General features: G+C 59.1%; 15 protein-coding genes and 1 tRNA gene. 5 read left to right on the plus strand and 11 right to left on the minus strand.

The annotated features are described in order from the left end of the window. Positions 1-48: 48 nt before the first annotated feature. From moaC to AC2FLX_RS12400, 4 genes are read right to left on the minus strand one after another with little or no spacing between them, the layout of a single operon-like run. Positions 49-522 (minus strand): cyclic pyranopterin monophosphate synthase MoaC, encoded by a 474-nt coding sequence (gene moaC / locus AC2FLX_RS12385; protein WP_480750459.1) that lies wholly within the window; start codon positions 520-522, stop codon positions 49-51. Continuing rightward, on the minus strand, positions 522-1,334 hold the full coding sequence (gene trpC / locus AC2FLX_RS12390; protein ID WP_480750460.1) for an indole-3-glycerol phosphate synthase TrpC: 813 nt from the start codon (positions 1,332-1,334) through the stop codon (positions 522-524). The genes moaC and trpC overlap by 1 nt, the downstream gene beginning before the upstream one ends. After that, positions 1,331-2,350, minus strand: coding sequence for an anthranilate phosphoribosyltransferase (gene trpD, locus AC2FLX_RS12395; protein ID WP_496748432.1), 1,020 nt, complete (start codon positions 2,348-2,350; stop codon positions 1,331-1,333). The genes trpC and trpD overlap by 4 nt, the downstream gene beginning before the upstream one ends. Further along, complete coding sequence (locus AC2FLX_RS12400) at positions 2,347-2,928, minus strand: anthranilate synthase component II (RefSeq protein WP_480750462.1); 582 nt, start codon at positions 2,926-2,928, stop codon at positions 2,347-2,349. The genes trpD and AC2FLX_RS12400 overlap by 4 nt, the downstream gene beginning before the upstream one ends. 196 nt (positions 2,929-3,124) lie before the next feature. Between AC2FLX_RS12400 and AC2FLX_RS12405 the strand changes: the two genes are divergently transcribed. After that, the gene (locus tag AC2FLX_RS12405) at positions 3,125-4,600 is read left to right on the plus strand and encodes a divergent polysaccharide deacetylase family protein (RefSeq protein ID WP_496811063.1); all 1,476 of its coding nucleotides are present in this window, start codon (positions 3,125-3,127) and stop codon (positions 4,598-4,600) included. A gap of 20 nt (positions 4,601-4,620) precedes the next feature. Here AC2FLX_RS12405 and AC2FLX_RS12410 read toward each other — a convergent pair whose 3' ends face one another. The 6 genes from AC2FLX_RS12410 to fabI form a co-directional block, all read right to left on the minus strand. Next, entirely contained in the window at positions 4,621-5,169 is a 549-nt protein-coding gene (locus tag AC2FLX_RS12410; protein WP_496748708.1) for a HutD/Ves family protein, read from the minus strand. Positions 5,170-5,183: 14 nt separating this feature from the next. Continuing rightward, on the minus strand, positions 5,184-6,695 hold the full coding sequence (gene trpE, locus AC2FLX_RS12415) for an anthranilate synthase component I (protein WP_496811064.1): 1,512 nt from the start codon (positions 6,693-6,695) through the stop codon (positions 5,184-5,186). A gap of 12 nt (positions 6,696-6,707) precedes the next feature. Then, on the minus strand, positions 6,708-8,549 hold the full coding sequence (locus tag AC2FLX_RS12420) for a peptidylprolyl isomerase (RefSeq protein ID WP_496811065.1): 1,842 nt from the start codon (positions 8,547-8,549) through the stop codon (positions 6,708-6,710). A gap of 79 nt (positions 8,550-8,628) precedes the next feature. Then, the gene (locus tag AC2FLX_RS12425) at positions 8,629-9,804 is read right to left on the minus strand and encodes an aminotransferase (protein ID WP_496811066.1); all 1,176 of its coding nucleotides are present in this window, start codon (positions 9,802-9,804) and stop codon (positions 8,629-8,631) included. Positions 9,805-9,879: 75 nt separating this feature from the next. Then, positions 9,880-10,389 carry a xanthine phosphoribosyltransferase gene (gpt, locus tag AC2FLX_RS12430; protein WP_480750468.1) on the minus strand — a complete coding sequence of 170 codons (510 nt, stop codon included), beginning with the start codon at positions 10,387-10,389 and terminating at the stop codon, positions 9,880-9,882. 5 nt (positions 10,390-10,394) lie between these two features. Beyond that, entirely contained in the window at positions 10,395-11,201 is an 807-nt protein-coding gene (fabI, locus tag AC2FLX_RS12435; RefSeq protein ID WP_496811067.1) for an enoyl-ACP reductase FabI, read from the minus strand. Between the two features lie 135 nt (positions 11,202-11,336). Here fabI and pdxH point away from each other — a divergent pair, with 135 nt between their 5' ends. From pdxH to AC2FLX_RS12455, 4 genes are all read left to right on the plus strand, one after another. Beyond that, positions 11,337-11,942, plus strand: a complete 606-nt coding sequence (gene pdxH / locus AC2FLX_RS12440; protein ID WP_480750470.1) for a pyridoxamine 5'-phosphate oxidase — start codon at positions 11,337-11,339, stop codon at positions 11,940-11,942. Positions 11,943-12,063: 121 nt separating this feature from the next. Further along, positions 12,064-12,591: a cold-shock protein gene (locus AC2FLX_RS12445; protein ID WP_480750471.1), complete on the plus strand. Its 528-nt coding sequence runs from the start codon at positions 12,064-12,066 to the stop codon at positions 12,589-12,591. Positions 12,592-12,601: 10 nt separating this feature from the next. Further along, on the plus strand, positions 12,602-13,069 hold the full coding sequence (locus tag AC2FLX_RS12450; protein ID WP_496811068.1) for a DUF192 domain-containing protein: 468 nt from the start codon (positions 12,602-12,604) through the stop codon (positions 13,067-13,069). Between the two features lie 43 nt (positions 13,070-13,112). Continuing rightward, a tRNA-Pro gene (locus AC2FLX_RS12455) sits at positions 13,113-13,189 on the plus strand. A gap of 8 nt (positions 13,190-13,197) precedes the next feature. Here AC2FLX_RS12455 and AC2FLX_RS12460 read toward each other — a convergent pair. Continuing rightward, positions 13,198-13,437: a hypothetical protein gene (locus AC2FLX_RS12460; RefSeq protein ID WP_480750473.1), complete on the minus strand. Its 240-nt coding sequence runs from the start codon at positions 13,435-13,437 to the stop codon at positions 13,198-13,200. Positions 13,438-14,069: the final 632 nt, after the last annotated feature.

The following is a 14,069-nucleotide window of genomic DNA, read 5'->3' on the forward strand; positions in this document are numbered from 1 at the left end:
ATGGCGAAACCAGATCGAACAGCAGAGAGCGGGCTTCGTCTACCGTAATCATTTCGCCTCGTAACGACCGGATTTTCCACCATCTTTCAAAAGAACGCGTATACCGCCGATTTCCATCGCCTTATCGACGGCCTTGGCCATGTCATACACGGTGAGCGCGGCTGTCGAAGCAGCCGTCAGCGCCTCCATCTCGACGCCTGTCTGGCCAGATGTCTTGACCGTTGCCTCGATGCGCACGCCGGGAAGTCCAGGGTCCAGCGTCAGTTCGACGGCAACCTTCGTAACCGGCAGCGGATGGCAAAGCGGGATCAGATCCGGTGTTTTCTTTGCCCCCATAATGCCTGCAAGCCGAGCGACACCCAGAACATCACCCTTTTTTGCGCGACCTTCTGAAATGATTTCAAAGGTTTCCTGCGCCATCTTGATGTGAGCTTCGGCTACGGCCACCCGGTCAGTCACCGCCTTGTCCGAGACGTCCACCATATGAGCGTCGCCCTTGCTATCAAAATGCGTGAGTGACATTACATCGTACCTCGCACCAGAGGGTTGGCCAGCAGACTGCGCGTCGCCTCGGCAACATCTTCCTGGCGCATCAGGCTTTCCCCGATCAGAAAGCTGCGCGCACCATAGCGGGCGATATCGGCCAGATCCTCTGGCGTGTTCAGGCCGCTTTCACACACAATCATCCGGTCGACCGGAACAAGTTTCGACAATCTGCGCGTCGTATCAAGAGTGGTCTCAAAGGTCTTGAGATTGCGGTTATTTATTCCGATCAACGGGCTTTTGAGGTCGGTCGCACGCTCAAGTTCCGCCTCATCATGCACCTCGATCAAAACGTCCATGTCCCAATCAAAGGCGGTCTGTTCCAGCTCTGCCGCCTGCCCATCGTCGACCGAGGCCATGATGATCAGAATACAGTCCGCCCCAAGCGCCCGTGCTTCGGCGACCTGATAGGGATCGTACATGAAATCCTTGCGCAATGCGGGCAGGTCACATGCAGCACGTGCCGCCGTCAGGTATTCCTTTGCACCCTGAAAGCTGGGCGTATCGGTCAACACCGACAAACAGGACGCCCCGCCGGCTTCATACGCCTGAGCCAGGGAAGGAGGATCGAAGTCTGCACGGATCAACCCTTTGGATGGACTTGCTTTTTTGATTTCGGCAATCAACCCGTACCCGGATCGGGCCGCAGTTGTCAGCGCCTTGGCGAAACCGCGAACCGCGTCGGCATCACGTGCTTCGGCCTCGACCTCTTGCAGAGATTTTCGTGCTTTGTCAGCGGCAACTTCTTCAAGCTTATAGGCTTTGATCTTGTCCAGTATCGTCTCGGTCATGCGCCTTCCTGTGTAATTCGGGCCAGTGCGGCGGTCTTTTCCTTTGCCTTGCCGCTGTCGATGCTCTCAGCCGCCATGGCAACGCCGTCGCGCAAGTCGCTAACCTTGTCGGCCACAACCAGTGCCGCAGCCGCGTTCAGCAACACCGCGTCGCGATAGGCCGAGGGTGCGCCATCCAGAAGCGCGCGGAAGGCGACTGCGTTCTCCTCTGGCGTGCCGCCAAGGATGTCTTCGAAAGGGTGTACGGCAAGCCCGGCATCTTCGGGATGCAACTCAACATCCTTGACCGCCCCGTCCTCCAACGCGGAAACCCAGCTGACACCGGTAATGGTCAACTCGTCGGTGCCGTCCGAACCGTGAACCAGCCAAGCGCGCTCTGCCCCCAGAACGCCAAGCGTTTCGGCCATGGGGCGGATCAGGTCGCGGCTAAAGGCCCCGGTCAACTGGCGCTTGACGCCTGCAGGGTTGGTCAAAGGACCCAGAATATTGAAGATTGTGCGTGTGCCCAGTTCCTGCCGGGTTGGCATCACATTGGCGATCGACGGATGGTGCATGGGTGCCATCATGAACCCGATCCCGACCTCATTCAACGCTTTTTCAACAACTTGCGGACCAACCATCACGTTGATGCCCAACTGTCCCAACGCATCCGCCGCACCCGATTTCGAGCTGAGATTGCGGTTTCCGTGTTTGGCGACCGTCACCCCCGCGCCAGCTACGACAAATGCGGTGGCCGTCGAGATGTTCAGAGTACCCTTGCCGTCACCCCCGGTCCCCACAATGTCCATCGCGCCCTGGGGCGCTTTTACGGCGTGGCATTTCGCTCGCATCACGGCGGCGGCGGCGGCGTATTCATCCACCGTTTCGCCCCGGGTGCGCATGGCCATCAGCAGGCCGCCGATCTGGCTGGGCGTGGCCTCACCTTCGAACAGGATGGAAAAGGCGGCCTCGGCCTCGGCCCGGGTCAGGGCGCGGTCGGCGGCCGCCCCGATCAGCGGTTTCAGCGCATCGCTCATGCAGGGACTTTCATTTCTTTCAGGAAGTTTTCGAGCAAAGCATGACCATGCTCGGAGGCAATCGATTCGGGGTGGAACTGTACGCCGTGGATCGGCAGTTCCTTGTGCTGAAGGCCCATGATGGTTCCATCTTCGAGCTCGGCGGTGATTTCCAGGCAATCCGGCAGGCTTTCGCGCTCGACCACCAGGGAATGATACCGCGTGGCTTCAAACGGAGAGGGCAGGCCAGCAAACAAACCCTTGCCGGTGTGATGCATCATTCCCATCTTGCCGTGAACGATTTCATGGCAACGCACCACCTTGCCGCCAAAAGCCTGACCGATTGTCTGATGGCCAAGGCAGACGCCCATCAAGGGTGTTCGTGTTTCCGCGGCAGCTTCGGTGAGGGCGAGACAAATGCCTGCCTGATCGGGATCACAGGGGCCCGGGCTGAGCAAAATGCCCGCCGGGTTCATCGCCATCGCCTCCTGTACATCCAGCGCGTCATTTCGGCGCACGACCATCTCGGCGCCCAACTCTCCGAGATAGTGAACGAGGTTGTAGGTAAACGAGTCGTAGTTGTCGATCAGCAGCAGCATCTTGGTACGTGTCTTGACTTGGGCATATTGGGACTGGCGTTGCGGTCCCGGGCCACATTACAATGTTCGGGACATACATGCTCAGGCTTGTGCGGCAGCGTCAAGGGCACTTACGTCCCTTGCATCCGCGCAGGTCAGGGCCGCATAACGCGGTGAAACCGGAATTGGCGACAGACCAGGATAGGGGCAAGCAGAGATGCAAGGTTTTCTGGGAGGGGTTCTAGTAGGCGCGGCCATGCTGGTGGGCGCGGGGGTTTATCTGTCGCTGACGTCTCCGATGGCGCGCAACCCCGAAGTGGGCAGCGTCACACCGGTCCCCGCTTCGGTCGAGCAAGCATCAACAGACGAGACGGTGGACAAGGCCGGGGCGGATGCCGATGTGGTGGAGCTTGCACCGCGCGCTCTGGACCCCGAGCCGGTGGACGACGATAATGTCACGGTTCTCGAAGAGACAGACAAAACGCCGATTTCACGTCCGGAACTTGCAACAGATACCAATGCGATCACCTCGCCGGAGATTTCGACAGACGTCGCCGTAAACGTTGCGCCGGTGGCCCCGGTCGAACCGGTCCAGCCGGCTGCCCTGCCAACATTCCCCCAGCATGACGTCGAGTTGGTTCAGGTTGATGAAAGCCCTGCGCAGCCGTCGCCTGCAAAAGCACCTGAGGTGGCGGAAATTCCGCCGCGACAGAATGATATTCCCGCACCATTGTCTGTTCCGACAGCAGAGACTGAGTTGCCCGAGGCCGACACCGAAGTGGCGGCCCTGCAGCCGGAAAACGCTGAGCCCGACTTTTCTGCAGAACAAATAGAGCCGGAACAACAACCGGTACCTGAAACGCCCGATCTCCCCAAGGTGCGTGAGTTACCGCAGATCGGAGGCGATGATGCGGCCTCTACCGCGTCAGGCGTGGGCACTCCGGTGGTTCCGCTGACTGAACGGGACGACGAACCGCAACAACAGTCCGACGGAGCAACGGCGCAGGAAGCGGCCGGTCCACCGATCGAGGAATATGCCGCTGACTTTGAAAATCCGGGCGGTCGGCCGTTGATGGCAATCGTTCTGATCGACGATATCGGGTCCTTGGGTGCCGAGGCATTGGCGGACTTTCCCTATCCACTTACCTTTGCGATCAGCCCGGTCGATCCGGAAGCCAGTGAAAAAATGGCCCTTTACCGGACGGCCGGTTTCGAAGTCATGATGATGACCGATATGCCACTGGAAGCGACCGCAAAAGATGCCGAGGTTTCGCTGGCGGTCTGGCTTGAAACCTTGCCCGAAACGGTCGGCATTCTCGAAGGCACGTTGACCGGTGTCCAGGGCAACCGGGACCTTGCCGAACAGGTCACGGCCATTGCGGGCGGCACCGGGCGCGGAGTGGTCATGCAGGACAATGGCTTGAACACCGCACAGAAACTTGCGGCGCGTAACGGCGTTCCCTCGGCAGTGGTGTTCCGGGATTTTGACGGTGCGGGTCAAGAGCCCAAGGTGATGCGGCGTTTTCTGGATCAGGCGGCATTCCGGGCCGGGCAGGAAGGTTCCGTGATCATGTTGGGTCGGGTGCGCCCTGACACCATCTCGGCGCTGGTGCTTTGGGGCCTCCAGGACCGCGCGAGCCGGGTTTCTCTGGCGCCGGTCTCAGCGGTTCTGAAAAGCGGGGCCGGGGGGTGATGCAGGGCTGGCGGGTGCTCTCAATTCTTTGGTGAATTCACGGCTCGCAATTCGACGCACAGTGCCGTTGCGCCCGGATCCAATGCAACGTCATCGTTCGGTTCAAGAACGAAGGACCCGGACTTCAGTTTGATACTGCCTATGCCAGCCTGCCCCGAAACCATATACACCCCACAAGGGTGGTCCGGAAAACGCAAACGCTCCGGCCCACTGTGACACGTGACGCGGGGACAAAGCCGGGTGGGGTCAAAGATCAGATTGAAGTTTCGTACCGGCCCACTCCGCAGCCTTCCGCAAAGTTCAATATCACCTGAAAAAGTGAGCGGCGAAAAAGGTGGCGCAGGCAGGTTCCCCTGTACGCCTTCCAAGACCATACCGGCGCCCGAGACAACCGTGAGAATGCGGTGCAGGCCCGGAAAAACCGAAAACGGCCCGTCCCGGTCGACCTCAGCCAGGCTCAGCCGCCAAAGCAGGTGACCGTCCTGATTACCGCGCGCAATTTCATGCGTGATGCCACCACCATTTTTCCACCGCGACGTAACGTACTGATCTGGCGTGAATATCTGCATGCCCAAACCGGATGTCACCGGTTGCCATTACCCGTGAACCGGGACGCGTCTGCAGCAGCGCGGCGGATCGCGTTGGATTTGTGCACGGTTTCCATATATTCCGCCTCGGGGTCGCTGTCATAGACAACACCACCGCCTGCCTGGATATAGAGCTTGCGATCCTTCACGATGGCGGTACGCAGGGCGATGCACATATCCATGTCGCCGCCAGCCGAGAAATAACCGACCCCGCCGCCATAGATGCCGCGCTTTTCCGGCTCCAGTTCGTCGATGATCTCCATCGCGCGCACCTTGGGCGCACCGGAGACGGTGCCTGCAGGCATTCCAGCAAAAAACGCATCCAGCGCGTCTTTGTCCTCGGCCAGTTCACCAACGACGTTCGACACGATGTGCATCACGTGGCTGTAGCGTTCGATGATGAACTTTTCAGTCGGGCGAACTGTGCCGATCCTGGCGACGCGTCCGGTGTCGTTTCGACCCAGATCCAGCAGCATCAGGTGTTCGGCCAGTTCCTTTTGATCCGCCAGCAGATCGGCCTCGAGTGCGCGGTCCTCCTCGGGGGTGGCACCGCGGGGGCGGGTGCCCGCGATGGGGCGGATGGTCACCTCGCTGCCAAAAACCCGCACAAGGATCTCGGGCGATGCACCGATGACCTGAAAGCCGCCAAAGTTGAAATAGAACATGAAGGGCGACGGATTGGTGCGCCGCAGCGAACGGTAGAGCGCAAAAGGAGGCAGCGGGAATTCCTGTGTCCAGCGCTGCGCCGGAACCACCTGAAAGATGTCTCCTGCGCGGATGTATTCCTTGGCCTTTTCGACCGCCTCCATATAGCCGGATTTGGTGAAATTCGACACCGGCGGAGCGACTTCCTGTGCGTCGCCCAGATCACGCGTTTCGGCGGGCATGGCGCGCTCCAGATCGCGAACCGCGTCCATCACCCGCTCGGCGGCCTGGGCATATGCTGCCTTGGCGGTTTGCCCCTCGCTGATCCATGCGGGCGAGACCACCGTGACTTCGCCCTTGACTCCGTCGAGCACCGCCACAACCGAAGGGCGCATCATCACCGCGTCCGGCAGACCCAGCGGATCGGGATTTACGTCCGGCAGATTTTCGACCAGACGCACCATGTCATAACCCAGATAGCCGAACAGACCCGCCGCCGCCTGTGGCAGGTCATCCGGCAGGTCGATGCGACTCTCGGCCAACAGGGCGCGCAGGTTGTCCATCGGGTTGCCGTCCTGCGGATCAAAGGCATCCGCATCAAAGCGGGCCGAACGGTTCAGCGCGGATTGCTGACCATGACAGCGCCAGATCAGGTCCGGTTTCATACCGATGATGGAATAACGCCCGCGCACCTCTCCACCCGTCACGGATTCAAGCATGAAGGCGTCTTTCTGCGCGCCAGTCAGCTTGAGCATCAGCGACACAGGCGTGTCCAGATCCGCGGCCAGCCTGGCATAGACGACCTGATTTTCGCCGGCCTCATAGGCGCGCGCAAAGGTTTCGAAGTCGGGGGTCAGGGCCATGTCAGTCTCGTGTCAGAAATTGGATTGCACGGCATTCAGGGCGCGTTGATCCAGCGTCGGACGCGCGCGGGTCTGAGCGTCGCGCACATAGATGTCAAAGACGTTTTGCGCCAGCGCCTGATTGAGCTGTTCGCCCAACGCCGCACGCATCTGTTTCAGATCATCGGTGTCCGCTGGTGGCAGGACATCGTCAAGCCGCACGATCAGGGCGGTACCGGCGCCAGAAAGCACACGCAGTTCACCCGGCTCCATCTCGAATACCTGATTCATAAAATCGACCGGAGTTCCGTCCAGATAGGCGGAACGGGTCAACCCGTTTTCAACCCGGAACGGCAGGCCGATGGCGGCGAAATCTCCGTCGGTCGCTAGCTGTGCCAGCACCGTGTTCGCCTGCTCTCCAAGAACCTTGGCGGTTTCCGCCTGCACCCACGCAGCTATGACCTTGTCGCGTGCGCTGTCCAGCGGTTCGGGTCTCGGGCCAAGCTCCTCGTCCAGACGCAGCGCAAAGATCGAGCCGTCTTCGAGAAAGGCGATCTCGGGAAAATCACCTTCCTGCACGGCTTCGGCAGCATCGCGGAACCCGTTGTAAGCCGCTACGCCATCGCTGCTTTCTTCGGTCCAGTCAATCTGGCCAAGCTCCATCCCGGTCTCACCTGCCAGCTCCTCAAGCGTTGCTCCGCCCGCCAGCAGGTCATTGATGTCCTCGGATTGCGCCTCTATCTGGCGACGCGCGCGGTCAGCGGCCAGTTCATCGCGCAACTCGGCCTCGGCCTGTTCAAAGGTCACGATCTGTTCGGCCAGTGATCCGTTGATCCGGAACAGCGCCGGGCCGAGATCGGAGGGCAGGGGGCCGACCACTTTGCCGACTTCGGCTGCAAAAACGGTATCGACCGCAGCGCCAAGATCGTCAGCTGTCACGTCGCCCAGATCAATATCGCGTAGTTCCAAGCCTCGATCCTGTACCAGTTGCTCGAAACTCGCACCCCCCACTTCGATCTGGGCCATAGCGCTTTTGGCGGCTTCTTCGTCGCCAAAAACCAGCCGCTCGACCAGGCGGCGCTCGGGCTGGCGGAATTCTGCTTCGCGCTGAGAGTACAGGTTTCGCACCGCATCCTCGTCCACTTCGATCGTGTCCAGCAGCATCTCGGGCGACAGCAGTGCATATGTCAGCCGCTTGGTGCGTGGCAGGGTGAACTGGTCAGGGTTCTCGTCGTAATAACCCTGAACCTGTGCATCGGTCGGCGCAGGAACCGGAGCTTCGAGGTTTTCCGCGCCCAAGGTGGCCATCGTAAAGCTGCGGCGCGCGCCGATGTAATCGACCAGCGTGTCAACCATTGTGTCCGGCATGGTTACCCCTGCCATGACGGCGCCCTGCACCAATGTCCGCGCAGTTTCCTTGCGAATGTCTGCTTCGAACTCCGCCTCGCTCAACCCGACCTGCTCAAGCTGAAAACGATAGGCTTCGCGATCGAAAGATCCGTCGATACCCTGAAAAGCCGGGATCTGAACGATCTCTTTTTGCAGGTTCTCGTCGCCAACCGACACACCCATTTGCGCCACTTCGTTGTCGAGTGAAGCAAGAGCAACGAGACGGGCCAGTGCCAACTGGTCGAGGCCGAGTTCGCGTGCTTGCGACATCTGCATGGGTTGGCCTGTCTGCGCCTCGACCGCGCGAATTTCTCGCTGCAGTTCTCGGGCGTAGGCATCGACCGAGATGGATTCATCCCCGACCTGAGCCACCGTGCGGATCGTGCCGCTGAGGTTGACCGCGCCGAACCCGGCAAGACCCAGCATAAGCAGGCCCATCAGGATCCAGACAAAGGTTTTAGACAAGCTCTTGATGCGCGCGGCCATGATGCCCCCTAGTCTTGCGGCGTTATTCTGCCCTTTTCGTTGCGGCCCTGAATACGACGCGCACTGGCGGGGGGCAAGATCAGAAGGTGACCGCCTGTAACCGCTGGAACAACTGTCCGATCCCGGCCCGATCCAGATTGGCAAACGCGACGCGAACCTGACTTTGGCCCGCGCTGTCGTGGGCAGGCATGAACATGGTGCCGGGCAGCAGCAGAACGCCTGCCTTCCTGACCAGTTCACGTGCCAGTTCGTCTGACGGCATGTCGAAGGGGTGCTCAAGATAGGCGAAATAGGCACCCAGGCCCAGCAATTTCCAGCCTTTATTCTCCAGCGCAGGCATCCCTTCGGTAATCGCGGCACGGCGGTCAAGAATTTCAGCACGTTCACCGGCCAGCCACTGCGACAGGTTCTGCATCCCCCAATGGGCTGCAAACTGACCGATCTGGCTGGGGCAGATCGCAACCGTATCCAGGAATTTTTCGATCTCGGCCAACAAGGCTGGGCTGCTGGCCAAAGCCCCGACGCGATGGCCGGTCAGACGATAGGCCTTGGAGAAGGAATAGAGATGCACCAGCGTTTCGTCCCAGTCGGGGTCGGTGAAAAGGTCGTGCGGTGCGCCGCTGCGGCTGTCGAAATCGCGATAGGTTTCGTCCACCAGCAAGCGAATGCCGTATTCCCTGGCAAGATCGTAAAAGGCGCGCACCAACTCCGCCGGGTATTCGACGCCGCCGGGATTGTTGGGTGTCACCAACGAAATTGCCCGGGTCTTGTCCGTGATCAGCAACCGCGCCTGTTCGGGATCGGGCAGCAAATCATCCCCGGTACGCAGGTCCACCGCGCGAACGCCCGCCATATCAAGCCACATCTTGTGATTGAAATACCAAGGCGTAGGCAGAATCACTTCGTCGCCTTCACCGGTAATGGCGGAAATCGCGGCAGAGAACGCCTGATTGCAGCCGCTGGTGATCGCGACTTGGGTCGCTTTGACAGAGCCGCAATAGTGTTCAGATATCTGACTGGCCAGTTCCGTGCGCAGATCGTCATTGCCCAGAACAGGACCATAAAGGTGGGCGCCATCCTCGTTGATCGCAAACTCGGCCATGGCGCGACGCAATGGTTCGGGTGGAGGGTCGACCGGGGCTGCTTGGCTGACATTGATCAGCGGTCGGTCCGCTGGAAATTCGACCCCTTGTATCCAGCGACGCGCTTCCATGACCGGCGGCGCGAATGTAGCGGCGGTTCGGGTCTGTGTCATTGTGAATCCGTCCTGGAGTGTTTCGGTATGCGCCGATGGTCCAAAAAAACGCGCCCGGTTGGGCGCGTCTCGGTTTCAATCCGTGCCGCGATAGGGCTCGACATATTGCAGGGCCATGTCCCACGGGAAAAAGATCCAGGTGTCCTGGCTTACCTCGGTGATGAAGGTATCCACCATCGGGCGGCCTTTGGGTTTGGCGTAGACGGTTGCGAAATGTGCCTTGGGATACATCTTGCGCACGAGCTCCAGCGTTTTGCCACTGTCCACCAGATCGTCGATGATCAGAACGCCTTCACCATCCCCCATCAAATCGCCATCGGGCGATTTCAGCACTTCGGCTTCACCCTGGGCCTGATGGTGATAGGACTTGACGCTGATCGTGTCGACCGTGCGGATATCCAGTTCTCGGCTGACGATCATCGCGGGCGCCATGCCGCCACGGGTGATTGCCACCACAGCGCGCCACGCGCCGTCATCCGGGCCTTGTCCGTCCAGGCGCCAGGCCAGTGCGCGGGAATCGCGGTGAATCTGGTCCCAGCTTATGTGAAAGCCCTTTTCGTGCGGCAGTCGATCCTTGGCGCTCATGCCGGTTATCCCTTTTCAACATCGGGCGCATCGACGGCCTTCATGCCGACGATGTGATAACCCGAATCCACGTGCAGGTTTTCACCGGTCACGCCGCTGCTGAGATCGCTGAGCAGATAGAGCGCCGACTTGCCTACGTCATCGATTGTTACGTTGCGGCGCAGCGGCGAGTTATACTCGTTCCACTTCATGATATAGCGGAAGTCGCCGATGCCGGATGCGGCAAGCGTCTTGATTGGGCCGGCCGAGATCGAATTGACGCGGATTCCATCCTTGCCCAGATCCTCGGCCAGGTATTTCACCGATGCTTCAAGCGCTGCCTTGGCAACGCCCATGACATTATAATGCGGCATCACCTGTTCGGCACCGTAATATGTCAGCGTTATTGCGCTGCCGCCATCAGTCATCAGCTTTTCGGCGCGCTGCATAACGGCGGTGAAGGAATAGACCGACACGTCCATAGTCAGTTTGAAATTGGCCCGGCTGGTATCGACATATCGCCCGCGCAATTCGTTCTTGTCGGAAAATCCGATGGCATGCACGACAATATCCAGCTGCCCCCATTTTTCACCCAATGCCGAAAAAAGAGCATCGATCGAGTCCTCGTCGCTCACGTCGCAGGGCAGGACAATTTCACTGCCAAGCTGTGCGGCCAGCGGATCGACCCGTTTCTTCAATGCATCCCCCTGGTAAGAGAATGCAAGCTCGGCCCCGGCCTCGGACAAGGCGCGGGCGATGCCCCACGCGATGGATTTGTCATTGGCCAGTCCCATGATGAGGCCGCGCTTGCCGGCCATCAACTGATTTGACATGTTCGGTTCTCCGCCTGTCGTCGCGTTGTGTTGATGTGGTTTATGCCATTGGTCTGATTGCTTCAAGGCCGCTGGCTATTGCTTGAGCGGAGTTCTCGCCGTAGGGTCACCGCCAAGTCGTTCAAGGGGATGGAAATGAGCGAGCGTGATGGCATCTTTGCCGGTGCCGATCCGTTTGAAATAGCGGGCCGGTGGCTGCACGAGGCCGAACAGTCAGAACCGAACGATCCGAACGCGATCGCGCTGTCCACCGTGGATTCGAGTGGCCTGCCGAATGTGCGCATGGTTCTCCTGAAAGATATCGAGCCTGATGCGTTTGTTTTTTATACGAATTATGAAAGCGCCAAGGCGAAGGAACTGGAAACTGCCGGAAAAGCGGCCTTTGTGATACACTGGAAATCACTGCGACGTCAGATTCGCGTTCGTGGAACCATTTCCCGCGAAGAGGGGCCAATGGCTGACGAATACTACGCTTCGCGCTCCCTCAAGAGCAGATTGGGCGCATGGGCCTCGCGCCAGTCGCAACCATTGTCCAGCCGAGCGGCCCTGATGGCAGAAGTGGCGAAGGTGACGGCAAAGCTGGGTCCCAATCCACCGCGCCCTCCGTTTTGGGGCGGATACCGGTTGGTCCCGACTGAAATCGAGTTCTGGGCAGATGGCGCGTTTCGGTTGCATGATCGGTTCGTATGGCGTCGACAGGATATGGTGTCAGAGTGGTTAGTGCAGAGGTTAAATCCATGACGTTTGCGTGTCGTGAAATGCAGAACGCTGAAAAGGCTAGAGTTTTTCAGCTTGAATTTACCAACCAATTCCATACACATCGTCAGCCTATGGGATGGGCAGAAGTCACGTTGGGAAGCAAGTGCCGGAAGATTTGAACAACATGCAACGAGTCCGCGGACACGTAAAATGGTTCGACCCCGCCAAGGGGTACGGATTTGTCGTGTCCGACGCAGGCGGGCCGGATATCTTGTTGCACGTGAACGTACTTAGGAACTTTGGCCAGAGTTCGGTCGCCGACGGGGCGGGCATTGAGATTATGACCCACCGCACCGACCGGGGTGTGCAGGCCGTCGAGGTTGTTGCCATCGCACCGCCCGAACGGGCCGAATCGATGCTGCTTTCCGATTTTGCAGACCTGTCGCCCGATGCGATTGAACAGGCGCCGCTGGAAGCCGCGCGTGTGAAATGGTTCGACAAGGGCAAGGGTTTTGGCTTTGCCAACGTATTCGGTCGTGACGAGGATGTGTTTCTGCATATCGAAGTCCTGCGCCGTTCGGGGCTTTCCGATCTTCAGCCGGGCGAAGCGCTTGCCATGCGGGTGATCGACGGTAAACGTGGTCGAATGGCGGCCCAGGTTCTGGCCTGGGAAGCGGCCGTCGACCATTGATTCCGCGGTGTTGAAGAAACTACTCCTGTTTTTGGGGCTGTTTCTGGCGCTCCGGGCCGAAACCGCGTTGGCGCAATGCGCGCCGACGGTGCTTGACCTCAAGAACGACACCTCTCAGATCCGCTTCAACATCGAACTTGCCGTGACACCTCAGGAACGGTCCAAAGGTCTGATGTTCCGCGAAGAGATGCCGGATCGCTCGGGCATGCTTTTCGTGTTCGACCCGCCGCAACCGGTCGTGTTCTGGATGAGGAATACGTTGATTCCGCTGGATATGATTTTCGTTGATCGAACCGGTATCGTGCAACGGGTTCACGAGAACGCAATCCCCCATGACGAAACCGCGATCTTTGGCGGTGATGACATATATGCGGTGTTCGAAATCAATGCTGGGCTGGCCCGTCGTTATGGAATTTCGCCGGGAACCCGCTTGCGGCACGAAATTTTTTCGGGTGGGCCCGCAATCTGGCCCTGTTAGGTCTTTTCAAATCAGAAACACATCGCTAGGAAGGCGCACGGTCCGGGGCGTGGCGCAGTCTGGTAGCGCACCTGTTTTGGGTACAGGGGGTCGTAGGTTCGAATCCTGCCGCCCCGACCACACTTCAGTCAGAGAGAAGTTCCACCAGTTGCCCGCAGCAGTCGCGCAACTTTTCGATCCAACCTGTCGCTTTCGATCCTGACCCGTGTTACGCCACGATCCTTGCGCGGGATATCCAGAAAAAACTCGGTATCGACCCGATGACCGCCGGATATTTCGGTGACACTCATGCGCATCACGCTTTCCGGCAATTTCTCGGGCGTGCCGTCATATGTGAGGATGAGATAGGCCGTCGTTTGGGGCGGCATCAACTGTCTGCACTCAATTGAGGTGCGGCTGGGGCGAAGAATTCTTTCGCCCGTGTCCGAACATGCGGCCTCGAACGCCCGGATGAGAGATTCGGGGTATTCCGGATAAGAAGCGCTGCGCGATGTCTCTATATCTTGTGGTGCACAGGCCACGATCAAGGTCATGAACAAGGGGAAACAAACTGCGCGCATGGGTCGACGGTCCAATTCAGGTCACAGGTCATCAACCGCGCATGGAACCATCCGCATCGCCAGGCGATAGTGATTCCCGGAACCCTGTCAGAGCCTTCGACGGTATCTGCCACGAACAGTACGCGACATAACCCGACCTGAAAACAAAGAAAAAAATCGCAGAAGGCGTTTGGACACGGTCGTATTGGCCTGTGAACAACTTGTGGAGGAATCGGATACGTCGCCGGGCCGGGCGAGAGTGAATTGGGGGGTCAACAAAAAAGATTCGAATTTGGGCCAAAAATGGCGTTGACCTTCTATGGATATATACGCCAAATTGTGTGGGCCGGATGCGTTGCCACTAAATCTGGTAGGTAATGACCAGAAAGGCAACGGGCAAGGGACGGAAAGCAATTCAAGGAAACGTGTGGTCGGTGATCGACTTCGCGCTGTGAATTTCA

This window comes from Ruegeria sp. YKSF57 (genome assembly GCF_059612585.1).

Excerpts from the sequence above, each read along its gene's own strand:
- pdxH (WP_480750470.1), top strand. The coding sequence starts at position 11,337 with ATGAGCGAGCGTGATGGCATCTTTGCCGGTGCCGATCCGTTTGAAATA.
- AC2FLX_RS12405 (WP_496811063.1), top strand. The coding sequence starts at position 3,125 with ATGCAAGGTTTTCTGGGAGGGGTTCTAGTAGGCGCGGCCATGCTGGTG.
- trpE (WP_496811064.1), bottom strand. The coding sequence starts at position 6,695 with ATGGCCCTGACCCCCGACTTCGAAACCTTTGCGCGCGCCTATGAGGCC.
- AC2FLX_RS12460 (WP_480750473.1), bottom strand. The coding sequence starts at position 13,437 with ATGCCGCCCCAAACGACGGCCTATCTCATCCTCACATATGACGGCACG.
- gpt (WP_480750468.1), bottom strand. The coding sequence starts at position 10,389 with ATGAGCGCCAAGGATCGACTGCCGCACGAAAAGGGCTTTCACATAAGC.
- AC2FLX_RS12420 (WP_496811065.1), bottom strand. The coding sequence starts at position 8,549 with ATGGCCGCGCGCATCAAGAGCTTGTCTAAAACCTTTGTCTGGATCCTG.
- AC2FLX_RS12400 (WP_480750462.1), bottom strand. The coding sequence starts at position 2,928 with ATGCTGCTGCTGATCGACAACTACGACTCGTTTACCTACAACCTCGTT.
- trpD (WP_496748432.1), bottom strand. The coding sequence starts at position 2,350 with ATGAGCGATGCGCTGAAACCGCTGATCGGGGCGGCCGCCGACCGCGCC.
- trpC (WP_480750460.1), bottom strand. The coding sequence starts at position 1,334 with ATGACCGAGACGATACTGGACAAGATCAAAGCCTATAAGCTTGAAGAA.
- moaC (WP_480750459.1), bottom strand. The coding sequence starts at position 522 with ATGTCACTCACGCATTTTGATAGCAAGGGCGACGCTCATATGGTGGAC.
- fabI (WP_496811067.1), bottom strand. The coding sequence starts at position 11,201 with ATGTCAAATCAGTTGATGGCCGGCAAGCGCGGCCTCATCATGGGACTG.
- AC2FLX_RS12425 (WP_496811066.1), bottom strand. The coding sequence starts at position 9,804 with ATGACACAGACCCGAACCGCCGCTACATTCGCGCCGCCGGTCATGGAA.
- AC2FLX_RS12410 (WP_496748708.1), bottom strand. The coding sequence starts at position 5,169 with ATGCAGATATTCACGCCAGATCAGTACGTTACGTCGCGGTGGAAAAAT.